Origin of the sequence: Burkholderia reimsis, assembly GCF_003294055.1 — a bacterium.
GTDB lineage: Bacteria > Pseudomonadota > Gammaproteobacteria > Burkholderiales > Burkholderiaceae > Burkholderia > Burkholderia cepacia.
On the sequence record NZ_QMFZ01000006.1, the window covers coordinates 99,859 to 123,166 of the forward strand.

A 23,308-nucleotide genomic window follows, 5' to 3' on the forward strand; every position below is an offset into this window, starting at 1 on the left:
GTCTTCCAATCAGGAAATTTCCACTGGTGACACGACCAGTTAGCCAAATATCACGCCGATCCGGCCCGTCCTGAAGAGCCGGAATTTCACAACCAATACCGGGACGGAAATTCGGCGAGTCTCGTTCGTATAAATGTCCGTCGATGCTTTCCATAGAGTTGCTCAACGGAGCCCTTTCCGAGACTGAACGCCGACCATTGTATCCATCAAGCTTTTGTCTCTGTGAAGCGTAAGGCGCATTTCGCGGAGAAAATTCTTAACTGCCTCAGGCAACGGCGAGCCAGCGCGAAACACAAGCAGATCCGTAAAGAGTATTTCCTGATCGATCCGCTTTATAACAAGGCCGCGAGAAGCGTAGTCCAACGCAGCAAGCGGGTGCACGATTCCGAGGCCCACGCCTGCAAGTGCCAGTTCGCAAACAGTATGGGTGTATGCAGTTTCCACGACCGGTCGCAGCTTGACACCGAGTGCATCCAGATGACTCTCTAGCGCTCGCCGACTGGTATCTTCGGGGTTTAGAGAGATGAACGAAGAGGTTGAGAGATCGGATGCCGTGAGAGCGTTCTTTTTTGCGAGAGGGTGCTCGGCGTTCATTACAGCAACACCGGGCAGCGAGGAAAACACTGAGCTCTCAAGTCCAGCGGTCGACAATTCGTCTGCCATCAGTCCCAAATCTGCTTGTCCAGCGAGGACTCTTTCGTACACTTCCCGCGAACTCATCAACTGAAGCGAAATCTGTACGCCACGCGCTTCGGCGTTGAACGCAGCTATGGCGCGCGGCAGGAAACCGTTCCCTAACGCCGGCAATGTCGCTATTGTTAACCGCCCTACGCCGAAAGATCGAAGACTTCTTATCCGATGCTCGATCACTTCAAAGCTTAGGAAATATCGGTCGACCTCCCGCATCAGTGCTTCACCTTCGTGGGTAGGTACCAGCCGGCTCCGAACTCGCTCAAAAAGTTTCAACCCTGCTTGAGCCTCGAGACGCCTGATTGCCTGACTCACGGCGGGCTGAGAAATGCTGAGGAGCACGGCAGCTTTGGCGGTGCTCTTTGCATTCATCACAGCGCGAAATATTTCAATGTCCCGAATACTCATTTTGTACCTGAAATGTTCCGTATCGTGACCGGTCTCGTTACGTAATTCATGACACTACGTTGGAATCCTCAGGGGAACGCGACCGGGGACGGCGGTAGCGCCTCGAACCGGGTCGGTGGTCTGGATTGCCGTGTTCCAAAGTTGCGGGATCCCCCTAGCCAATATCATCACCTCCGCCTTCTGCCTGCGCAAGCTGGAAAAGGCAGTCCCCTCGTTGCACCAGGGCAGGAGCACGCTGACACACGATTTCCCCATCAGTGTCAAAGTGGATACATGTTGGTCGTGTGACAGCAATGGAGCGTTCTACAAGAAACGCTCCAGCGCATGTCAGTTAATTCCGCTCTTCTTCCCCTTTCTTGATATAACGAGCCATTTGATAGTTGCTGCCCACCCATTTCTTCCCGAGACGGTCAATGGTTCCGTCTGCCAGCATTTCAGAGACGGCGCGATTCACCGAATTCTGCAGGGCGCTGTTTCCCTTGTTCATAGCCGCCGCTGAGAGTTGGAACGTCAATGGTTCGCCGACCTCTTTTACAGGTAGATGGTTGCTATCTCTTTGTGCAAGCCCACCAAAGTGCGATTGAATAGTCGCGTCAATGCGCCCGTTAGCGAGGTCACTAAAGAGTAGGCCATCGTTGTCGTAGTCGACAAAGATCGAGTTTTTGAGATGCGAGCGTGACCAAACCTCGTTTGACGTTCCCGTTACGACACCGACTTTCTTACCAGCCAGATCGCTGGGGGACCGCACCGTCGAGTTCTTTTCGTTCACCCAAATCCGGAAGTCCTCGACGCCATAAGGGACACTGAAGTCAACTTGTTTGGCCCTCTCAGGCGTCGGCGTGAGATCGCACATCACAAGATCGTATTTTCCGCTCTTCAGACCCTGCACGAAGTTGTTCCAGGAATCGCCAACGAAGACGACCTTAAGCCCCATCCGCTTCGCGACCTCCCGTGCGACGTCTACGTCGTAGCCGGCCGGCTGGTTGTTGTTATCCAGAGCGCTCCACGGCGGGCTCGTCTGCGTATTGGCGATTCGAATCGTGCCTTCTGATTTGATCGCCTCGAAGGTTTTGACCTGAGCATTGGCTGCCTGGCCGGCAACGCTAGCCGTGAAGATCAAGGCGAGGCTGAGCTTACCAAAACGTGTGGTGAACAGGTGTCCCATGTGTATCTCCGTATGATTAGTTGCTGACTTGTCCCAGAAACCTTCTGGTGCGCTCACTGCCGTTCGATTCTGAGAAAAATTCCCTGGCCGATTGATCGTGGAGGATTTTTCCCGCCTCGAGAAAGAGAATGCGATCTGCGACGTCCCTCGCGAACTTGACCTCGTGCGTGACGATCAACATCGTCATTCCCTCGCTCGCAAGTTTGCGCATGACGGCGAGGACCTCCTCACGCACCTCTGGATCGAGGGCAGAAGTAGGCTCATCGAAGAAAATGACGTGCGGATCCATCGCCAGACCGCGGGCTATCGCGACCCGCTGCTTCTGACCGCCCGAAAGTTGACGGGGATAGGAGTCGGCGCGCTCAGATAGTCCTACTCGCGCGAGCAACTCAAGACCGCGCGCCTTGGCTTCGGCATGTGACACACCCTTTACATGGACCGGCGCCTCCATCACGTTTTCGAGCGCAGTCATATGCGGAAAGAGATTGAAAGACTGAAACACCATGGCGGTGTTCTGCCGGATCGCAGCCATCTTCCGCCTGTCGGCTCGACGACATTTCTCTAGGGAACCCTTAGCAGCGGGGTCGCATGACACCTCAATCCCGCAGATTTCAACGGTTCCGCTGTCTGGCATCTCAAGGAAATCGAGTGATCTGATCAGGGTCGTCTTCCCAGAGCCGGAGGCTCCCATGATCACCACGACTTCGCCCGTGCGAACGGCAAGGTTCACACCGTCGAGTACGGTGGTGCCTCCAAAGCTCTTGCACAGCGCCGTCGCTTTGAGAATGACTGTATCCAACGTTTTCATCCGTGTCTCCTGGTTAGACGGCTTTCAAGGAAAGTCTGGGCAAACGTCAAAGTCTGGCTGATCACCCAGTAAAGCACGCCGACGATCAGGAACATATCCATATAGCGGAAGGTTGCAGCTCCGACCTGATTTGCAACACGCGTCAGCTCGACAACCGTGACGGTCGATGCCAGTGACGTATCCTTCATCAGGCCAATCAAACGGCTAGAGACCGGAGGAATCGAAATCCGCAAGCCTTGTGGTAGAACCACGCGTCGAAGAGTTTTTGCGTACCCCATTCCCAGTGAAAGACCCGCTTCCCATTGTCCCTTTTCAACCGATAGCAAACCGGCTCGGAAGTCTTCGCTCAAATAGCCGGCAGCAAAGAGAGTTAGCGCGAGGGTTGCTGCCATAAAGGGATCCATGACGATCCCGTAGTAAGGCAGTCCGAAATAGATCAGAAGCATCTGTAGAAGGAGCGGCGTCCCTCTGAATACAGATACGTACGCAAAGGCTGCCGCACGCAGGGTCGGGTATCGGCTTAGCCGCATGAGGGCTATCGCGAGACCGACTATTGAGCCCAGCACGAAAGCACAAACGCCAAGTTCTAGCGTCGTTAGTATCGCGACCTTGAGCAAAGGTAACGCACGTAGGAAAAGACTTTCCAGATCCATTTTATGTCTCTTAGGTTGCGCAGCTCGGTAGCAGCACGCTGCGGTATTGTTTTATTCTTTGGCGAATTGGAATACCGACAAGGCGACGCCGAGATCCTCGATAAGCTTGTCGAGAGGTTCTAGACCAACCGAGATTCGCAAAACGGGGCCGTCAGTCGGCGATTTCCGACGGGCACGCTGAAGTTCGGCGGGGTAAAACGCAATCAGACTATGGGTTCCACCCCAGCTCGCGCCGATGGAAAACACGTTAAGCGACTCAAAGAGAGCCGCGAAGGCCTTTTGGGAGGCAGGTTTCAATACGAAGGAAAGCAGGCACCCGCTCCCCTTGAAATCACGCTTCCAGATCGCATGCCCGGGGTCGCTTTCAAGCGGGGGGAAAAGAACTTGGTCGACGGCGGGGTGAGCTTCAAGCCAGCGCGCGACCTGTAATGCGTTTTGGCTCTGTTCTCTGTAACGAAGCTCATAGGTTTCGAGCCCTCGCAAAGCAAGGAAGCAGTCATCGGATCCGACCGCCAGACCCATCGTAGCTTGGGCTTCACGCAGTTGCTCGTAAAGGTGAAAGCTGTTGGTACAGGTTGAGCCCATCAACAGATCAGAGTGCCCAGAGAAGAACTTCGACACCGCCTCAACCACTAAGTCGACGCCGTGCAACAACGGTTTGTATGCGAGCGGACTAGCCCACGTGTTGTCCATCATCGTCAGAATCCCACGCGCTTTCGCGACAACCGCGATGGCGGGGACATCTGCCATTTCCATCGTAATGGAGCCGGGTGACTCCAAGCAGATCATCGTGGTGCTTGGCCTGATCAAAGGCTCGATATCGGCCGCTGAAGCGTCAGCGGGATAGCTTTCGACAACTATCCCAAGCCGATGCATCCATTCGCTCGCGAAGCTCTTGAGTCCGCCATATGCCGCCTCGGACAGAAGCACATGATCACCTGCGCGAGCGAACGTGAGAACTGCTGCAACAAGCGCGGCTTGACCGGAAGGCGCTAGAACGCAGTGATCTGCGCTTGAGAGCTTAGCGATCCTCGCTTCCAGATGGCGATGAGTGGGTGTGCCAGTTGTGCCATAGCTATAACCATCGGGCTGCCTGGACTTGCGGGTAACGAAATCTTCTATTTTGTCGAAGACGATAGTGGAGGCGCGGTAGGTCGCAGGCGATAGGCTGTTAAAAGGATGCTTTGTCTCGATATGCGTTGTCATGGTCCGTCCGAAGAAGTATCAATGCAGGGGAAATTCTTCAGCGACGAAAAGGCCTCGACAAGTAGGATGGTCTATTAACTCTATAAGTTGAAGTTATACGTGCGGCTAACCCTAAGACGCGTGCTCGACGAAATCTGGACCGGCCAAAATGGCCGCGCGCCGAGATGATCTCGTGGAGTTGGACCTCCAACGACTCCCAAATTGCACGCGAGGTTCGACCGGTTCCTTCTAAAAGTGATATGCGCGATAAGACTGGTGCTCGGACTACCGATGCTGCCAGCGCAACGCTTTTCGCAGCGTCTCACGGGAGAGACCGTCATCACGACGGCACCGACGGAGCAACCGCCCCGGAAACTCTCAGGCAAACGAACCGTGCTACGTCGACATCTGGAGAGCGACGTTTAAGCGTCCACCGAAGGAGATCCTCGCGTGTGCGGGGAGGAAACTCTCAGGTAAATGGACAGATGGGGCATGCAGCTCTGGCTGCATCGATGGTTTGGATCTGTCCAATGAAAAAAGTGGCTGTAATCGGCGCCGGTATCACCGGCGTGACGACCGCGTATGCGCTGGTCAAACGTAGCTTCGACGTGACGGTGTTCGAGCGTAACCGTTACGCTGCGATGGAAACGTCATTCGCGAACGGTGGTCAACTCTCGGCAAGCAATGCTGAAGTCTGGAACAGCGCCGCGACGGTGTTCAAGGGCATCAAATGGATGCTGAGTTCGGACGCGCCATTGCCCCTCAACCCCATGCCTTCCTGGCATAAGTATTCTTGGATCGGCGAATTCCTCCGGCAGATTCCAAAGTACGAGCGCAATACCGTCGAAACGGTTCGCCTTGCCATCGTGGCGCGCGAATACATGTTCTCGATTGCCGAGCAGGAAGGGATCGACTTCGATCTGGAGAAGCGCGGCATCCTTCACGTCTACGCCGACAAGAAAGGTTTCGACGGCGCGACGAAGGTCAACGTGCTGTTGAATCAGGGCGATCTCGATCGACGGCCGGTGACACCGAGCGAAATGAAGCTGATCGAACCAGCGATTCAGGGGCAGTTCTACGGCGGATTTTTCACGCTGTCCGATTCGACCGGTGACATCCACAGGTTCACACGCGGGCTCGCCGACTCGAGCACGCGACGCGGTGTGCGCTTCGCCTACGACACCGAGATCCTTCGCGCGGATGCCCTTGCAGACGGTCGGGTCCAGATCGTCGCGCGCCGCGATGCGCAACAGTCGACCGATATCGTCGATGCGGTGGTGGTGTGTGCCGGTGTGCATAGCCGGCGTTTCGCGTCGATGTTCGGAGATCACGTGAACATCTATCCGGTCAAGGGCTACTCGATCACCGTCAACCTTGACGACGAGGCGAGCCAGAACGGCGCGCCGTGGGTGTCATTGCTGGATGATGCGGCCAAAATCGTCACCAGCCGTCTCGGGCACGATCGCTTTCGCGTGGCGGGTACTGCGGAAAACAACGGTTTTAGCAAGGACATTCGCGCTGATCGCGTCGCACCGCTGATCACGTGGGTTCGCCGCAATTTCCCAGAAGTATCGACGGCGCGAGTCGTACCGTGGGCCGGACTGCGGCTCATGCTGGCGAGCATGTTGCCGCGGGTAGGACAGGGCAAGCGACCGGGCGTGTTCTACAACACGGGGCATGGCCACCTGGGCTGGACGCTGTCCGCCTCGACGGCGGAAATCGTCGCCGACAACGTCGCGCTTTCATATGGAGTTGTTCGCCAGACAGTCGCGGCGGCCTGAGCTGTCTGCTGCTGGGCAGGGAGACTTTCCGGCGGAGGGAGGTCGCCACACCATCAATTCGACGTCGAAAGTAAGTGAATCTCGACAGGACGATCAACCGCGCCCCCCCTTTCCCGGCCACCGCTTCGCGACCACCACACGCACACATCAAATTTTTACGCTTGTAAAAATTTTGGCCAGAGAGAATGACGCGCTGAAACAGAAACAGCAACAGCCCGTCCGCTGCCCGTGCACGGGCTTCCGCAACCTCCTTCGGCCCACAACCCGATCGCTCACGGAAGAAGAGATGCACACGAACCAGGATGCACGCCCGACTGCCGGGTCGAACCACGGGGAATTCGCGCTGAGCGAAGTCCCGCTCGAGAAACGCACCGGCTTCCTGTCCATCACGATGGTGCTGCTGAGCTTCACGTTCTTCACCGGGACGATGTTCGCCGGCGGCAAGATCGGCGTCGCCTTCGATGTCGTCAGCATGATCCAGATCGCCGTGATCGGTAACCTGCTGCTCGCCGCCTATGCGGCGTCGCTTGCGCTGATCGCCGCGCGCAGCGGCCTGAATGCGGTGCTGATGGGGCGCTTCTGCTTCGGCGAAGTCGGCAGCAAGCTGTCCGATTTCCTGCTCGGCTTCGCGGAACTCGGCTGGTACGCGTGGGGCACCGCGACGGTCGCCATCGTGCTGGTCAAGCTGCTCGGCTGGCCCGCGTCGGTGACCACGCCGTTGATGATCCTGTTCGGATTCGGCTTCTCGATCACGGCCATCATCGGCTATCGCGGCATGGACGTGCTGTCGCGCGTGTCCGTGCCGTTGATGTTCGTGCTGCTGATGACGTCGATGTGGATCGCCACCCGCGATATCGGCGGGTGGGCCGGCCTCAAGCACGTTATGCCGACGCATCCGATGCAGTTCTCAGCCGCGGTGACGATGGTCATCGGCACCTTCGCGAGCGGCGCCACGCAGGCGACCAACTGGACGCGCCTCGCCCGCAGCGCGCGCAGCGCCGTGTCGGCCAGCATGATCGGGTTCTTCGCGGGCAACGGCCTGATGATCGTCGCGGGCGCGTACTGCGCGATCGTCTATCAGCAGGCCGACATCGTCGAGGTGATGATGCTGCAGGGCCTGTCGATCGCGGCGGTCGTGATGCTGTGCCTGAATCTCTGGACCATCCAGGGGCCGACGATGTACAACGTGGCCGCCGCCGGCTGCCACCTGCTGCGCACCGAACGGCGCCGCACGCTCGTCCTCGTGGGCGCGGCGATCGGCATCGTGCTCGCGGTCGGCGGGATGTACGAGTTGCTGATTCCGTTCCTCGTGCTGCTCGGCTCGATCATTCCGCCCGTCGGCGGCGTGATCATGGCGGACTACTGGTACCGCCATCGCGGCACCTACCCGTCGCTTGCGACCGCCCGCCTGCCGCGCTTCAACCTGGTCGGCCTGGCTGCCTATGCGATCGGTGCGATACTCGCCTACACCTCGCCGTGGATCGCGCCGATCGTCGGCATCGCGGCGTCCGCCGCCGCGTATATCGTGCTGCTGCAGGTTGCCCGCGCGTTCTCGCGCGAGCCGTCCGTCCAGGGCGAATGATTCCGCTGCGCGCCCTCCGGCCCCACTCGAACGACAGGAACCCACATGAAGATCATCAACGCCAGATTGCGCGGCCGTAGCGGCCTCTTCACGATCGACCTCGATGCGGACACGATCCGTGCGATCGACCTCCAGCCGTCGCCGCTGACGCCGCAAGGGAACGACGTCATCGATGCCGGCAGCAATCTCGTCATCCCGCCGCTGGTCGAGCCGCATATCCATCTCGATGCGACGCTGACCGCCGGCGAACCCGAATGGAACATGAGCGGCACGCTGTTCGAAGGCATCGAGCGATGGGGCCAGCGCAAGGCCACGATCACGCACGACGATACGAAAACCCGCGCGCACACGACGATCGGGATGCTGCGCGACAACGGCATCCAGCACGTGCGCACGCACGTGGACGTCACCGACCCCACGCTCGCCGCGTTGAAGGCGATGGTCGAGGTCAGGGAAGAGGCGCGCGATCTCATCGACCTGCAGATCGTCGCGTTTCCGCAGGAAGGCATCGAATCGTTCGACAACGGCCGCGCGTTGATGGAGCGCGCGATCGACATGGGCGCCGACGTCGTCGGCGGCATTCCGCATTTCGAGAACACGCGCGACCAGGGCGTGAGCTCCATCAAGTTCCTGATGGATCTCGCGGAGCGCAAGGGCTGCCTCGTCGACGTCCATTGCGACGAAACCGACGATCCGCAATCACGCTTCCTGGAAGTGCTCGCCGAGGAAGCGCGGGTACGCGGGATGGGCAAGCGCGTCACCGCGAGCCACACGACCGCGATGGGCTCCTACGACAACGCTTATTGCTCGAAGCTGTTCCGGCTGCTGAAGCGCTCGGAGATTCATTTCATCTCGTGTCCGACCGAAAGCATCCACCTGCAGGGGCGCTTCGACACCTACCCGAAACGGCGCGGCATCACGCGTGTGGCGGAGCTCGATCGCGCCGGCATCAACGTGTGCTTCGGACAGGATTCGATCAAGGACCCGTGGTATCCGGTCGGCAACGGCAACATCCTGCGCATTCTCGACGTGGGCCTGCACGTGTGCCACATGCTCGGATACGAAGACCTGCAGCGGTGCCTCGATTTCGTCACCGAGCACAGCGCGAACGCGATGTCCCTCGGCGACCGGTACGGCCTCGCCGTCGGGCGGCCGGCCAATCTGCTGATCCTCGACGCCGATAGCGACTACGAAGTGATTCGCAAGCAGGCCAGGGTGCGTACGTCGCTGCGCGGCGGGAAGGTCATCATGCAGCGCGCGCCGGAACACATCACCTATCCCGAAGCGAACGCGCGTTGAGCGGGCGGCGGCTCCGGCCCGACATGCCGGTGGAGGATCGAGCGATGAACCCGTCCGGGCCGACCGCAGGGCCGCCTGACCGGCCACCCGGCCGGCGGGAAGCGCTGCGCGATACCCTCGAGGCGGCCATTCTCGCCGCCGCCGAGGAGTCGTTTTCCACGTATGGATTCGAAGGGAGTTCCGTTGCGGCGATCGCGGCGGCGGCCGGCCTGTCGAAGCAGAACCTGATGTATTACTTCCCGACGAAGCTGGCGCTCTACAGACGCGTGCTGGACGACGTCCTGCGGGACTGGCTCGGCAGGATGCGGGAGTTCGCGGCGCCCGAGCGCGAGCCGGCGGAAGCGATGTCGGCCTATATCCGCGCCAAGCTCGAGTTTTCCCGGAACCGCCCGCATGGATCGCGGGTGTTCGCGCTGGAGATCATCGGCGGCGCGAAGACCTACGGAAAGGAGATCCGCAAGCAACTGATCCCGGTGCTGCGGGACGACATCCGGGTGCTCGAACGCTGGATCGACGAAGGCAAGGTCCGGCAGGTCGATGCCGAGCACCTGTTCTTCCTGATCTGGGCAGCGACGCAGTCGTATGCGGATTTCGCGTCGCAGATGCTGCTGGTGCTCGGCAAGCGCGCGCTGGGGAGCGACGATTTCGACGCGGCCTATCGCACGATCTCGGACCTGGTGCTCAGGGCGCTGATCACCGAAAACGGAACGGCGGCCTGAGCGCCGCCGTTGCCGTTCGCGCACGGTAACCCGGCGCCATCGGAGGCCGCCGGGAACCGCCGGTCAGTCGTCGTGCTTGTGGTGCTTCTTTTTCTTGTGCTTGCCGCCGCGGTAGTAATCGTCGGAGCGCGAGTTGTTGCGCGACACGTGGCCGCCCAGCGCCGCCCCCGCGCCACCGCCCACGGCCGCGCCGACGAGCCCGCCGGTCGTGCCGCCCATCGCGTGGCCCGCCGCGGTGCCCGCGCCGCCGCCCAGTGCGCCGCCGACGATGGCGCCCGTGCGTTCGCGCTTGTTCGACGTCACCGCGCCGCCTGCGCCGCCGCCCACGGCCCCGCCGATGATCGCGCCCGTGCTTCCGCCGACCGCGTTACCGACCGCCGCGCCCGCGACACCGCCGAGCGCGCCGCCCAGTGCGTTGTTCGTGTCGCCCGCCACGGCAGGCGCCGAGACCGCCACCATCGCGCCGACCATCGCTGCCATTCCAGCCCATTTCTTCAGCATCTGTCTGCCCTCGCCACTTTTCGAGATATCGATGCGCGAATTTAGCACCTTTCCGGTAAACCTATCGTAATGAAGCGTTAAATCCGGCTTTCCATGGCGATCTCCACGTGAGCGGACATGCGTCGTCCGGGTGTCACCGCCGGGATTGCAATCGGCGCGGCCGCCATCGACGGGCCGCGCAACATCGCGTCGACACACCACGACCTGCACCGCATCGCGCAGAACGCCCCGCCTGCCTTCCTGCGTCCGCGATCCTGCATTACCATCGAGCGTCCGCCGCGCCTGCCCGCTTCCGGCAAGCGGGCCTCCAGCCACCTCCCCGTTCCCGCACTTCACTCATGCTCGCTCTCGTCATCCTCGCCGGCCTGTGGGCCGGTCTGCAGAACACCCTCGCGGGCGGCGGCTCGTTCGTCACACTGCCCGCGCTGATCGTGTCGGGCATGTCGCCGCTCTCGGCGAACATCACGTCGACGGTCGCGCTGTTTCCCGCTCAGGTCACGACCGGCTGGGCGAGCCGCAACATGGTGCGCGGCGTCGGCAAGCTGTCGTTTCGGGCGATGTTCGCGATCAGCGTGGTCGGCGGCGCGCTCGGCGGGCTGCTGTTGCTGAAGACGCCTTCGTCGATCTTCTCGCGCCTCGTGCCGTGGCTCGTGCTGTTCGCGACGATCGTATTCGCGTGGGGCAGCTTCTTCCGCAAGCCGGGTGAAGGCACGGCCCACCTCGGCACCGTCCCCGCCGCGTTCTCGCAATTCATGATCGCGATCTACGGCGGCTACTTCGGCGGCGGGCTCGGCTTCCTGATGATGGCCGTGCTGACGATGGCCGGCCTGTCGCCGCGTCACGCGATGTCGACGAAGAATGCGCTCGCGGGCGTGATGAACGCATCGGCCGTCGTGCTGTTCCTGACGTCGCCGCACCTGCACTGGGGCAAGGCGCTCGCGCTCGGCGGCGGCGCGATCGTCGGCGGGCTGCTCGGCACGTGGGCGCTGCACCGCGTGAACGAACGCGTGCTGCGGATCGGGATCGTCTGCATCGGCGCATTGCTGACGATCGGGTTGTTCGTCAAGCCGATCTGACACACGCACACGCTTGTCGCCGCCACGGCAATTGATGAGCAAACCGCAAGACGTCTTTCTCATATCTCGTTTGCGGTGACGGCGGTGTCCGCCCACAATCCGGGTTGCCGTCGTCATCGCCCTCTCGCGGGCACCGACCGGCACTTCGCGGCCGCCATTCCGACTCACCGCCGGCGGCCCGGCACATCGCGTCACACACGCTCCCCTGACATCGGCACCCCCGGCGGCAGAACGTTGTCGCCGCTGCCCGATGCGTTCCCGGCCAACAATAACTAGAGGTAGGAGATGCAGGACAATTCTTTGAGGCAAAGCCTCAAGCAACGGCACATCACGATGATCGCGCTTGGCGGCGTGATCGGCGCAGGCCTGTTCGTCGGCTCCGGCGCGATCATCGCGACCGCCGGCCCCGCGGCGATCCTGTCGTACCTGATCGGCGGCGTGATCGTCACGCTCGTCATGTTCATGCTCGGCGAAATGGCGTCCCGCAATCCCGACAGCGGCTCGTTCTCCACCTACGCGAGCAGCTATCTCGGCGAATGGGCCGGCTTCGCGGTCGGCTGGCTGTACTGGTTCAAGTCGATGATGACGATCACCGTCGAGGCGATCCTGCTCGGCGCGATCCTCAACGATTTCCTGCCGTGGTTGCCCGTGTGGGCCGGCGCGCTGTTCATGCTCGTGACGCTGATCGCGAGCAACGCGTACTCGGTGCGCTCGTTCGGCGAAGCGGAATACTGGCTGTCGTTCGCGAAGGTCGCGACGATCATCGTGTTCATGGCCCTCGGCGCATCGATCCTGCTCGGCTTCCAGCCGCGCATTCCGGCGCCCGGGCTCGTGAACCTCACGGATCACGGCGGCTTCATGCCGAACGGCATTTCGCCCGTGCTTGCCGGCGTGATGGTCGTGATCTTCTCGCTCGGCGGCAGCGAAATCGCGGCCGTCGCCGCGGGCGAATCGGAGAACCCGGGCAAGAACGTGATCCGCGCGATCAAGAGCGTGATCGTGCGCGTGATGGTGTTCTACGTCGGCTCGGTGTCGATCCTGATCCTGTGCATGCCGTGGACGGACAAGGCCAACCTGAAATCGCCGTACGTGTCGCTGTTCGGCATGGCGGGCTTCACGGGCGCGGCCGTCGCGATGAAGATCGTGCTGTTCGTGTCGTTCATGTCGGTGATGAACTCGTTCCTGTTCTCGAACTCGCGCATGCTGTTCTCGCTCAGCCAGCGCGGTCACGCGCCCGCGATGTTCGGCCGTACCAACGCGAAAGGCGTGCCGATGAACGCGCTCGTGCTGTGCCTCGCGATCTGCGTGTCGATCCTCGGCGTTCACTTCGTGAGCGGCGGCGACCTGTTCCTGATGCTCGCGAAAAGCAGCGGCGCGTTCGTGATGATCGTGTGGATCTTCATCATCGTCGCGCACTTCGCGATGCGCCGGCAGACGAAGCACGAGCGACGCGACCCGACGGCGTTCCGCGCGTGGTTCTATCCGGTATCGAACTGGGTCGCGCTGCTGGCGCTCGTCGCCGTGCTCGGCTCGCAGGCATTCAACCCGGATTCGCGCTTCCAGTTCTGGTTCACGGTATCGACGGCGCTCGCGATCGTCGCGGCGTATTTCCTGCGCCGCAAGCCGGCCCAACTCGGCGAAACGGCCGGCGCGAAACTGCGCTGACCGTTGCCCTCGGCGGGCGGCGCGCTGGCCGGCGCCGCTCGGCCAATCCGTTGCTCAACCGCCTGGCTTCTCGGCCGCTCGGCCGTGCAAGTGCCTGGCGGCCTAGCCGAACGGCCGCACGCCGATCAGCCAGCCGTGCAGGAACAGCACGAAGACGGCCCAGACGACGAGCCCGGCCACGATCGCCACGACGTCGCCCGACAGCCTGCCCGCCGGATAACGAACGCCTTCGCGGCGGTCGCGCGCGCGCCACACGACGAAATCGACGAGCGACCAGACGAAGAAGGCGCCGAACAGCACGACGGCGTGCAGCGTGCCGTTCGCGAGCAGGTGCGCGATCGCCCAGACCGCCACGCCGGCCACCATCGGATGGCCGACGAGCGTCTTGATACGGTTGCCGGGCACGTAGGAGGCGGCGATCAGCACGAATGCGATCGCGGTCAGCATGCCGGTGAGGTGGCGCACACCGACCGGTGACACCCACAGCAGCGTCGCGCCCTGGCGCGCGATGCCGTAACCCCAGACGATCAGCACGAAGCCGATGATCGATGCGATCGCATAGGGGCCCTTCCAGCCTTTCTCGCCGATTCGCTCGATCGTCGCCGATCGCCAGCCGTCCGCGACGATCCGGATCGAGTGCACACCGAGGAAGATCGCTAAACCGAGAATCAGGACGAGCATCGGTTGTCTCCGTCTGGAATGATGGGTGGGGAAGCGTCCCGCGCGGCATACGATGCGCCGTTCGTTGGAGCCGGCGGCGAGGCCGGCGCGGGTCGCGCCAGTCACGGGTGCAACCCGCGCCGATCATAAACGCCGGGGCCGCCGTTGTGAAGCACGGGGGATGTGCGGTGCGGCAAGCCGCATGACTTTACGCACCTGCGTGGGCGCATTGCCTGGCACCTGTGATGCGTCGCGCGAATCGCGAATCGACCCGACACGTTCGAGATCGAAAGAAAGGAAAGCGAAATTCGCGAAAGTGTCGCTTCGCTCGACCGGTATCAGGTTTGCTTGCGCTTCGCCGGTGGTTCAGTTGCTGGTTTTGCTGCTGGTTTTGCTGCCGGTTTCGCTATCGGTTTCGCTGTCGGTTTCGCTGTCGGTTTCGCTGTCGGTTTCGCTATCGGTTTCGCTATCGGTTTCGCTGCCGGTTTCGCTGTCGGTTTCGCTGCTGGTTTCGCTGTCGGTTCCGCTGCCGCCTTTGCCGCTGGCTTGGCCGCCGGTTTCGTTGCCCGCTTCACTGCCGGCTTTGCCGCAGACTTCTCCGCAGGCTTCGCCGTCGCTTTCGCCACCCGCTTCACCACCGGTTCCGCCTCCGGCACCGGCTTCGCCGCCGCCCTCACCTTTCGCTTCGGCGGCCCTGCCAGCAGCGCCGCGCGATATGCGCTGCGGCACCAGTCGAACAGCGCACCCGCATCTTCGAGCACGTCGGCCGGTGTTTCGTAGTAGCCCTCGAGCGAGACGGTACGCGTGGGCCTCGCATACGAGAACGGCCCCATCCCCGCCGCGACGAACGCCGGACGGTTCACGTCGTCGACACGCAGGAACAGCGACCCGCGCGACATGAAGCCGAACATCACGCCATCGAGCCGCATCGCCGCCCCGCTGAAGAACCGCGCGACCTCGACCTTGCCGAGCGGCGCGAGCTGATACGCGATCTCCTCGCCGTGTGCCTTCTCCGACTGCCAGCTCATGCACGCTCCATGCAACGCTGCGTCCACGCGTCGAGCGCCGCGTCGTCGAAGCCGACCGCCGCCGCGCTTTCGCGAATCTGCCGCCACGTCGCGCGGTCGACCGGAATGCCGCCGGCCCCGCGCGCCGCGCGGCTCGCTTCTTCCGGCTCGCCCGGCACCTGTACCGGTGCGTCACCGGCCTGCGGCGACGCCTTGGCCCATGCGACGAACGCATCGGCTTCACGCTCCGCATCGGCCGCATCGAATGCCTTCGGGTCGATCAGCACCGACAGCATCCCGTTGACGATCGCGCTCGTCTTCTGCAGCGTGTCGCCGTAGGTCGTATGCCCGCCGACGAGCGCACCGCCGAAAATCTCGCACATCGCCGCCAGCGCGTACCCCTTGTGCAGCCCGAACGGCAGCAGCGCGCCGAACGGCTGCTCGTGCATCACGGCCGGATCGTCGGTCGGCTGGCCGCGATGGTCGATCAGCGACCCGGCCGGCACGCGCTTGCCCTGGTTGTACGCGACGCGCGTCTTGCCGTACGCGATCGCACTCGTCGCGAAATCGAGCAGCAGCGGCGGCCTGCCCGCACGCGGATACGCGGTGCAGAACGGGTTCGTGCCGAAGCGCGGATCGGCGCCGTGCAGCGGCGCGACCAGCAGGTCGCCCGGCACGTTGACGAAATGGAACGACACGAGCCCCGCGCGCGCGCACTGCTCGGCCCAGTGCCCGATGCGGCCGAGATGATGCACGTCGCGCAGCCCGATCGCGCAGATGCCCATGCGCCGCGCACGCTCGATCCCTTCGACCATCGCCTCGAACGCGATCACCTGGCCGAAGCCGCGCCCGCCGTCGATCGTCAGCACCGCGCCGCCGTCGCGGACGATCGACGCGTGCCCGTTCAGCTGCAACTGCCCTTCCCGCCACGACGCGACGTAGTTCGGGATCATCCCGATCCCGTGCGAATCGTGGCCCGCGAGATTCGCGCCGACCAGGTGATCGGCGACGAGCCGTGCCTCCCGCTCGTTGCTGCCGGCCCGTTCCCAGAGTGCCGCGACGAATGCATGCAGCGGTTCGGCGCGCATGCGCAACGGTTCGGTATCGGGCGTCGGCAAGGCGGTCATCGGCAAGGTTCCGTCAGGTCGGGGCGGGCAGTCGGGGCGCTCAGCGCGCGGTCGCGATCACGTCCGCGACCGCCGCCGTCAGCTTCTTCGCATACGGCACGTGCAGGAACTCGTTCGGGCCGTGCGCGTTCGACTTCGGCCCGAGCACGCCGCACACCATGAACTGGGCGGACGGGAAACCTTCCTGCAGCACGTTCATCAGCGGGATCGTGCCGCCGAGGCCCATGTACGCGCAATCGGCGCCGAAGTGGCGGCGCGACGCGGCATCGAGCGACGACGCGAGCCACGGCGCGAGATCCGGAGCGCTCCAGCCCGTCGCGGCACCCGCGTCCGGCTTGAACGTGACCTTCGCGTTATACGGCGGATCGAGTTCGAGCAGTTCCTTCAGTTGCTGCACGGCCTGCGCGGCGTCGACGAGCGGCGGCAGGCGCAGCGACAGCTTGAACGCGGTGCGCGGACGCAGCACGTTGCCCGCATCCGCGAGCGCCGGCATGCCGGCCGCGCCGGTCACCGACAGCGACGGGCGCCACGTCGAATTCAGCAGCGCCTCGCGCGGATCGGTCGTGGTCGGCAGCACCGGCTTGCCGTCCGCGCCGCAGGCCCACGGCAGCCCCTTCCACACGGCGTCGCCGAGGATCGCGGCGGCTGCGTCGGCTTCGCGCACGCGGCTGTCGGGAATCTCGCAATGGAACACGCCCGGCAGCAGGTTGCCGTTCTTCGCATCTTCGAGGCGCTCGAACAGCTGGCGCATCACGCGGAAGCTCGACGGCGCGATACCGCCGAACACGCCCGAATGCACGCCTTCCTCGAGCACCTCGACCTGCAGGTCGCCGGACACCAGCCCGCGCAGCGACGTGGTGAGCCACATCTGGTCATAGTTGCCGGCGCCCGAATCGAGGCACACGACGAGCGACACCTGGCCGAGCCGGTCGCGCAGCGCGTCGACGTACGGCAGCAGGTCGTAGCTGCCCGACTCCTCGCAGGTCTCGATCAGGCCGACGCAACGCGGCCGCTCGATGCCCTGCTCGTCGAGCGCGCCGAGCGCGGCGAGGCTCGCGTAGATCGCATAACCGTCGTCCGCGCCGCCGCGGCCGTACAGCTTGCCGTTCTCGTACTTCGGCGTCCACGGGCCGAGGTCCGCGCGCCAGCCGTCGAACTCGGGCTGCTTGTCGAGGTGGCCGTACAGCAGGATCGTGTCGGTACTGCCCGAGCGCGTGGCGGGCGATTCGAAGAAGATCACCGGCGTGCGGCCCGGCAGGCGCACGATCTCGAGCTTCAGGCCTTTCACGGGCTGTCGCTCGGCCCACTGCGCGGCATCGGTGACGACGCGCTCGAGATAACCGCGTTTCGCCCAGTCGGGGTCGAACGCCGGGCTCTTCGCGGGGATCGCGATGTAGTCGGTCAGTGCGTGGAGGATTTCATCGTTCCACTTGCGCTCGATGAAGGTAACGAGCTTGTCATGGTCGAGGACGGGGGTAGTGTCGACGGAGGTCATGGTGGGGGTGCCTGGATCGGGCTGACGAAAACCCAGATGATACGCCGATGCTCCCGCGCCGGCGCCCCCTTCCCGGCCGCTCAGCGCGCCTGCGGAAACGCGTCGCGCAGCCCCGCCGCACATGCCAGCGCATCGCGCCACAGGCGCTGCGTCAGCTCGCCCGCGTCCTCTTCACGCGCGAGCGCCGCGGCCTCGCCCGACCACAGCACCGAGAAGTCGTCGCGGCCCTGCCGCTCGAACGCGCCGCGCAGCGGATCGACCATGGCCGTCGCGAGCGGAAACGCCGGCGCGAGCGCGCTCATCGGCCCCTGTTCGCGCATGAAGCGCGTCAGCAGCCCACGCGCGGGGCGGCCCGTGTACAGGTTGGTCAGGCGCGTGCCGTCGTCGCGCGCGGCGCGCAGCGCCGCGCGATGCTGCGCCGAGCGGCCGGCCTGCGGCGTCAGCAGGTAACCGGTGCCGATCTGCACCGCGCGTGCGCCGAGCGCGAACGCGGCCGCGATGCCGCGCCCGTCGGCGATCGCGCCGGCGGCGATCACCGGCGCACGCACCGCGTCGACGATCTGCGGCAGCAACGCGAACAGGCCCGGCTGCGCGTGGATGTCGTCAGTCAGGAACATGCCGCGATGGCCGCCGGCCTCCGCGCCCTGCGCGACGATCGCGTCGACGCCGCGCGCATCCAGCCAGCGCGCTTCCTCGACGGTCGTCGCGGACGAGACGACCTGCGCGCCCGTGCGCCGCACGCGATCGAGCAGCGGATCGTCCGGGAGCCCGAAGTGAAAGCTCACGACGGCCGGCCGCGACTCCTCGACGACCGCGCACATCGCATCGTCGAACGGCGCGCGTCCGGGGCCGCCCTTCACGTCGGCCGGATCGAGCCCGGCTTCCGCGTAGTAGCCCGCGAGCGCCGCGCGCCAGCGCGCGTCGACCGCGGCATCGGGCGCCGGCGGCGTATGGCAGAAGAAGTTCACGTTGAACGGTGCGCTCGTGCGCGCCCGGATCGCCGCGATCTCGTCGCGCAATTGCTGCGGGCCCAGTGCCGCGCAGGCGAGCGAGCCGAGCCCGCCGGCTTCGCACACGGCGATCGCGAGCGGGCTCAGTGAACCGACCATCGGGGCCTGGATCAGCGGCAAACGGGAAGGCAGCGTCGTCATCGGAATCATCCTCGGGGAAGCAGCGGTGGTCGCGCGCGCCGGCGGCGCGCATTTAATGCGCCCGATAATAACCGACAAAGACAAACCCCGATTACGGTGCCATTTTGATCGAGAAATGATTTAACCAGTTCGTAAAAAACGATTATTCATCGAAGCTTCGGCAGCGCAATCTCGCCTGCCCGGATCGAGACGGCAAAAATGCCCTCCAGCCTTGCGGTCCGGGCCACCCCACCCGGAACTCAAACACCGTTTCACCGGCTTCAATGACATTCATCAATATTCAAGTTATTAAATGCCGGCGTTTACCCTTATTAATAATCACCCCGAGCGATAACATGAACGCGTCAATTAAAACGACGAACCGCACCGGAATCGTCGACCGGCGCCACACCGCGTCACCTCAACCGAAACACGTCTTCTCAAGGAGCGTCGCATGTCCGATGCCAGCTCGTCCTCCTCCCGCGCCGCCGCCACGCCGGCCGCGGCTTCCGCGCCGAAAATCGGCGTCATTCCCGCCACGCTGATGGTCGCGGGCAACATGATGGGCTCCGGCGTCTTCATGCTGCCCGCGAACCTCGCCGCGACCGGCGGCATCGCGATCTTCGGCTGGCTGATCACCGTCGTCGGCGCCGTGTCGCTCGCGCTCGTGTTCGCGAAGCTCGCCGCGATCGACCCGGCCGCCGGCGGCCCGTACGCGTATGCACGCAAGTCGTTCGGCCCGTACATGGGCTACCAGACCAACCTGATCTACTGGCTCGCGAACGTGCTAGGCAACGTCGGCCTCGCGGTCGCCGGCCTCGGCTATCTCACGCATTTCTTCCCGGTACTGAAGGATCCGCTCGTGTTCGCGCTCGCGCAGATCTTCGTGATCTGGCTGTTCACGTACGCGAACATCCTCGGGCCGAACGTCGTGGGCCGCGTGCAGTCGGTCACGACGGTCCTCGCGCTCGTGCCGATCCTCGGGATGGCCGTGTTCGGCTGGTTCTGGTTCAGCAAGGACGTGTATTTCGCCGGCTGGAACGTGTCGGGCACCAACAGCTTCAGCGCGATCGGCGCGACGCTGAACTTCACGCTGTGGGCGTTCATCGGCGTGGAAAGCGCGTCGGTATCGGCCGGCGTCGTCGAGAATCCGTCGCGCAACGTGCCGATCGCGACCGTCGGCGGCGTGGTGCTCGCGGCCGTCTGCTACGTGCTCAGCTCGACCGTGATCATGGGGATGATCCCGAACAAGGCGCTGCTCGCATCGAGCGCGCCGTTCGCGGATGCCGCGCGCCTCGCGCTCGGCAATACGGCCGCGAACGCGGTCGCGCTGTGCGCGGCGCTCGGCTGCCTCGGCTCGCTCGCGGGCTGGACGCTGCTGGTCGGCCAGACCGCGAAGGCCGCGGCCGACGACGGCCTGTTCGCCAGCGTGTTCGCGCGCGTCAACTCGAAGAACGTGCCGTCGGCCGGCCTCGCGATCGTCGCGCTGATCATGTCGGTGCAGGTGCTCGCGACGATGTCGCCGAGCGCCAGCGAGCAGTTCGGCAAGATCGCGTCGATCGCCGTGATCATGACGCTGCTGCCGTACATCTATTCGTGCATCGCGATCAAGGTGCTCGGCTACGGCAAGATGCCGTCGCACCAGTTCACGTTCTACACGATCGTCGGCCTGATCGGCGCCGTCTACGCGCTGTGGGCGATGGTCGGCTCCGACGGCCAGCAGACGCGCTGGTCGCTGATCTTCGTCATCGCGACGATCGTCTTCTACGAGCTGTCGATCAACCGCCAGCGCGAGATCGAGGAAACCCATGTCCATCCGGGCGGCCGCTCGCCGCGCTGGGTGCGCTATCTCGCGCTCGGCGTGACCATCGCCGCGCTCGCCGCGACCTTCTGGATTTCCGTGGGCCGTCACCAAGCCGACACCCTTCACGCGCGCTCGCCGGCCGTTGCCGCGAGCGTCCAGGCAACCCAGCAAACGGGGGAATGACATGACCGCATCCTTGACCCAACCGGCCTTCCGCCGCCTCGGCATGAAGGCGCTGCTCGTGCAGCACGACATCGACGAACGCACGGCCACCGGGCGCGCCGCGACGGCGCTTGCCGAGGAGCTGCGCACCCGGCTCGTCGACGTCGTGATCGCGACGTCCGCCGACGACGCCTGCGCGGTCGTCGCCGCCGATCCGGCGATCCAGTGCCTGCTGCTCAACTGGGAACTCGGCAACGACGCCGGCCACGCGCCCGCGCAAGCCGTGCTCGACGCAATGCGCGCGCGCAACGCGACCGTGCCCGTGTTCCTGCTCGCGAGCCGTGCGAGCGCCTCCGCGATTCCCGTCGACGCGATGCGCAAGGCCGACGACTTCATCTGGATGCTGGAGGACACCACCGCGTTCATCGGCGGGCGGATCGTCGCCGCGATCGAACGCTACCGCGAGACCGTGCTGCCGCCGATGTTCCGCGCGCTCGCGAAATTCTCGCGCGTGTACGAATACTCGTGGCACACACCCGGTCACACCGGCGGCACCGCGTTCCTGAAATCGCCGGTCGGCCGCGCGTACTTCGAATTCTTCGGCGAGGCGCTGTTCCGCTCGGACCTGTCGATCTCGGTCGGCGAACTCGGCTCGCTGCTCGACCACTCCGGCCCGATCGGCGAAAGCGAACGCTACGCGGCGCGCGTGTTCGGCGCGCACCGCACGTATCACGTGACGAACGGCTCATCGATGTCGAACCGCGTGATCCTGATGGCGAGCGTCACGCGCAACCAGGTCGCGCTGTGCGACCGCAATTGCCACAAATCGGCCGAGCACGCGATGACGATGTCCGGCGCGATTCCGACCTACCTGATTCCGTCGCGCAACCATTACGGGATCATCGGGCCGATCATGCCGGAACGGCTGACGGCCGCCGCCGTGCGGCTCGCGATCGACGCGAACCCGCTCGTGCGCGGCCGCGACGGCATCGACCCGACGCCCGTGCATGCGCTGATCACGAACTCGACGTACGACGGCCTCTGCTACAACGTCGCGCGCGTCGAGGAACTGCTCGGGCAGAGCGTCGACCGACTGCATTTCGACGAGGCGTGGTACGGCTACGCGCGCTTCAACCCGATCTACCGCGACCGTCACGCGATGCACGGCGATCCGTCGCAGCACGACGCGAGCAAGCCGACGGTGTTCGCGACGCAATCGACGCACAAGCTGCTCGCGGCGCTGTCGCAGGCGTCGTTCATCCACGTCCGCAACGGCCGCAACCCGATCGAGCATGCGCGCTTCAACGAGGCGTACATGATGCATGCGTCGACGTCGCCGAACTACGCGATCATCGCGTCGAACGACGTGAGCGCCGCGATGATGGACGGCCCCGGCGGCGAGGCGCTGACGACCGACGCGATCCGCGAGGCCGTCGCGTTCCGCCAGATGCTTGCGCGCCTGCATGCGGAATGCGCGGAGAACAACGACTGGTTCTTCAACGGCTGGCAGCCCGACAACGTCGTCGATCGCAAGACGGGCCGCCGCGTGCGCTTCCACGAAGCGGACGAGACGCTGCTCGCCACCGACCCGTCGTGCTGGGTACTGCATCCGGGCGACACGTGGCACGGCTTCGGCGATATCGAGGACGACTACTGCATGCTCGACCCGATCAAGGTGTCGATCGTCACGCCGGGCGTCGCATCGCACGGCGGCCTGATGCCGGTCGGCATTCCGGCATCGGTCGTCACCGCGTATCTCGACCGGCACGGGATCGTCGTCGAGAAAACGACCGACTTCACGATCCTGTTCCTGTTCTCGCTCGGCGTGACGAAGGGCAAGTGGGGCACGCTCGTCAACACGCTGCTCGATTTCAAGCGCGACTACGATGCGAACGCGCCGCTCGAACAGGCGCTGCCCGAACTCGTCGCGCACTATCCGGAACGCTACGGCAAGCTCGGCCTGCGCGACCTGTGCGACCTGATGTTCAGCGCGATGAGCGACCTGAAGACGACCGAGATGATGTCGCGCGGCTTCTCGACGCTGCCGAAGCCCGATTACAGCCCGGCCGAGGCGTTCGAGCATCTCGTGCACAACGACATCGAGATGCTGGAGTTGTCGGAGATGGAAGGCCGCACCGTCGCGACGGGCGTCGTGCCCTATCCGCCCGGCATTCCGCTGCTGATGCCCGGCGAGAACGCGGGGCCGGCCGACGGCCCGCTGCTCGGTTACCTGAAGGCGCTCGAGCAGTACGACCTGCGCTTCCCGGGCTTCACGCACGACACGCACGGTGTCGAAGTCGAGGATGGCGTGTACCGGATCGCGTGCATCAAGCAGAAGGCGCGCGATACCAGCACGCGCTGAGTGCGCGACGCGATGCCGTCACGCGCCGG

19 protein-coding genes and 1 riboswitch are annotated in these 23,308 nt (G+C 64.0%); of the genes, 8 read left to right on the forward strand and 11 right to left on the reverse strand.

The window, feature by feature from the left end; translation table 11 throughout:
• Positions 1 to 162: 162 nt before the first annotated feature.
• The 5 genes from DPV79_RS09840 to DPV79_RS09860 form a co-directional block, all read right to left on the reverse strand.
• Positions 163 to 1,098: a LysR substrate-binding domain-containing protein gene (locus DPV79_RS09840; protein ID WP_081058676.1), complete on the reverse strand. Its 936-nt coding sequence runs from the start codon at positions 1,096 to 1,098 to the stop codon at positions 163 to 165.
• A 331-nt stretch (positions 1,099 to 1,429) separates the two neighbouring features.
• Positions 1,430 to 2,263 (reverse strand): transporter substrate-binding domain-containing protein, encoded by an 834-nt coding sequence (locus tag DPV79_RS09845; protein ID WP_051392385.1) that lies wholly within the window; start codon positions 2,261 to 2,263, stop codon positions 1,430 to 1,432.
• 16 nt (positions 2,264 to 2,279) lie between these two features.
• The gene (locus tag DPV79_RS09850; protein WP_113045309.1) at positions 2,280 to 3,071 is read right to left on the reverse strand and encodes an amino acid ABC transporter ATP-binding protein; all 792 of its coding nucleotides are present in this window, start codon (positions 3,069 to 3,071) and stop codon (positions 2,280 to 2,282) included.
• Positions 3,068 to 3,724 carry an amino acid ABC transporter permease gene (locus DPV79_RS09855; protein ID WP_060280425.1) on the reverse strand — a complete coding sequence of 219 codons (657 nt, stop codon included), beginning with the start codon at positions 3,722 to 3,724 and terminating at the stop codon, positions 3,068 to 3,070. Before DPV79_RS09855 ends, DPV79_RS09850 begins: the two co-directional genes overlap by 4 nt.
• A gap of 51 nt (positions 3,725 to 3,775) precedes the next feature.
• A complete protein-coding gene (locus DPV79_RS09860) occupies positions 3,776 to 4,930 on the reverse strand; it encodes a trans-sulfuration enzyme family protein (RefSeq protein WP_113045310.1) in 1,155 nt (384 codons plus the stop codon).
• Between the two features lie 377 nt (positions 4,931 to 5,307).
• Positions 5,308 to 5,404, forward strand: a riboswitch (glycine riboswitch).
• A gap of 35 nt (positions 5,405 to 5,439) precedes the next feature.
• Between DPV79_RS09860 and DPV79_RS09865 the strand changes: the two genes are divergently transcribed.
• The 4 genes from DPV79_RS09865 (at position 5,440) to DPV79_RS09880 (ending at position 10,290) form a co-directional block, all read left to right on the forward strand.
• A complete protein-coding gene (locus DPV79_RS09865) occupies positions 5,440 to 6,690 on the forward strand; it encodes a D-amino acid dehydrogenase (protein ID WP_113045311.1) in 1,251 nt (416 codons plus the stop codon).
• Positions 6,691 to 6,976: 286 nt separating this feature from the next.
• Positions 6,977 to 8,272 (forward strand): cytosine permease, encoded by a 1,296-nt coding sequence (gene codB / locus DPV79_RS09870; protein WP_113045312.1) that lies wholly within the window; start codon positions 6,977 to 6,979, stop codon positions 8,270 to 8,272.
• Positions 8,273 to 8,317: 45 nt separating this feature from the next.
• Positions 8,318 to 9,571, forward strand: coding sequence for a cytosine deaminase (gene codA, locus DPV79_RS09875; RefSeq protein WP_113045313.1), 1,254 nt, complete (start codon positions 8,318 to 8,320; stop codon positions 9,569 to 9,571).
• 44 nt (positions 9,572 to 9,615) lie between these two features.
• Positions 9,616 to 10,290, forward strand: coding sequence for a TetR family transcriptional regulator C-terminal domain-containing protein (locus tag DPV79_RS09880; protein ID WP_113045314.1), 675 nt, complete (start codon positions 9,616 to 9,618; stop codon positions 10,288 to 10,290).
• 63 nt (positions 10,291 to 10,353) lie between these two features.
• Here DPV79_RS09880 and DPV79_RS09885 read toward each other — a convergent pair whose 3' ends face one another.
• Positions 10,354 to 10,791 (reverse strand): hypothetical protein, encoded by a 438-nt coding sequence (locus DPV79_RS09885; RefSeq protein WP_060066655.1) that lies wholly within the window; start codon positions 10,789 to 10,791, stop codon positions 10,354 to 10,356.
• A gap of 338 nt (positions 10,792 to 11,129) precedes the next feature.
• Here DPV79_RS09885 and DPV79_RS09890 point away from each other — a divergent pair, with 338 nt between their 5' ends.
• Positions 11,130 to 11,867, forward strand: coding sequence for a sulfite exporter TauE/SafE family protein (locus tag DPV79_RS09890; protein ID WP_021163683.1), 738 nt, complete (start codon positions 11,130 to 11,132; stop codon positions 11,865 to 11,867).
• 285 nt (positions 11,868 to 12,152) lie between these two features.
• Positions 12,153 to 13,532 carry an amino acid permease gene (locus tag DPV79_RS09900; RefSeq protein WP_048023304.1) on the forward strand — a complete coding sequence of 460 codons (1,380 nt, stop codon included), beginning with the start codon at positions 12,153 to 12,155 and terminating at the stop codon, positions 13,530 to 13,532.
• A 102-nt stretch (positions 13,533 to 13,634) separates the two neighbouring features.
• On the opposite strand, the gene DPV79_RS09905 is transcribed toward DPV79_RS09900, so the two are convergent.
• The 5 genes from DPV79_RS09905 to DPV79_RS09925 form a co-directional block, all read right to left on the reverse strand.
• Positions 13,635 to 14,213 (reverse strand): NnrU family protein, encoded by a 579-nt coding sequence (locus DPV79_RS09905; protein WP_021163685.1) that lies wholly within the window; start codon positions 14,211 to 14,213, stop codon positions 13,635 to 13,637.
• Between the two features lie 317 nt (positions 14,214 to 14,530).
• Positions 14,531 to 15,220 (reverse strand): TfoX/Sxy family protein, encoded by a 690-nt coding sequence (locus tag DPV79_RS09910; protein ID WP_113045315.1) that lies wholly within the window; start codon positions 15,218 to 15,220, stop codon positions 14,531 to 14,533.
• Complete coding sequence (locus DPV79_RS09915; protein WP_113045316.1) at positions 15,217 to 16,326, reverse strand: malate/lactate/ureidoglycolate dehydrogenase; 1,110 nt, start codon at positions 16,324 to 16,326, stop codon at positions 15,217 to 15,219. Before DPV79_RS09915 ends, DPV79_RS09910 begins: the two co-directional genes overlap by 4 nt.
• Positions 16,327 to 16,366: 40 nt before the next feature.
• Positions 16,367 to 17,821, reverse strand: coding sequence for a M20 family metallopeptidase (locus tag DPV79_RS09920; protein ID WP_060066666.1), 1,455 nt, complete (start codon positions 17,819 to 17,821; stop codon positions 16,367 to 16,369).
• Between the two features lie 80 nt (positions 17,822 to 17,901).
• Entirely contained in the window at positions 17,902 to 18,972 is a 1,071-nt protein-coding gene (locus DPV79_RS09925; protein ID WP_113045377.1) for an NAD(P)H-dependent flavin oxidoreductase, read from the reverse strand.
• 433 nt (positions 18,973 to 19,405) lie between these two features.
• On the opposite strand from DPV79_RS09925, the gene adiC reads away from it, so the two are divergent.
• Together adiC and DPV79_RS09935 are read left to right on the forward strand one after the other, a co-directional pair.
• Positions 19,406 to 20,938, forward strand: coding sequence for an arginine/agmatine antiporter (gene adiC, locus DPV79_RS09930; protein ID WP_060066669.1), 1,533 nt, complete (start codon positions 19,406 to 19,408; stop codon positions 20,936 to 20,938).
• Between the two features lies 1 nt (position 20,939).
• Positions 20,940 to 23,279, forward strand: a complete 2,340-nt coding sequence (locus DPV79_RS09935) for an Orn/Lys/Arg family decarboxylase (RefSeq protein ID WP_059686773.1) — start codon at positions 20,940 to 20,942, stop codon at positions 23,277 to 23,279.
• The last annotated feature ends 29 nt before the right edge of the window (positions 23,280 to 23,308 follow it).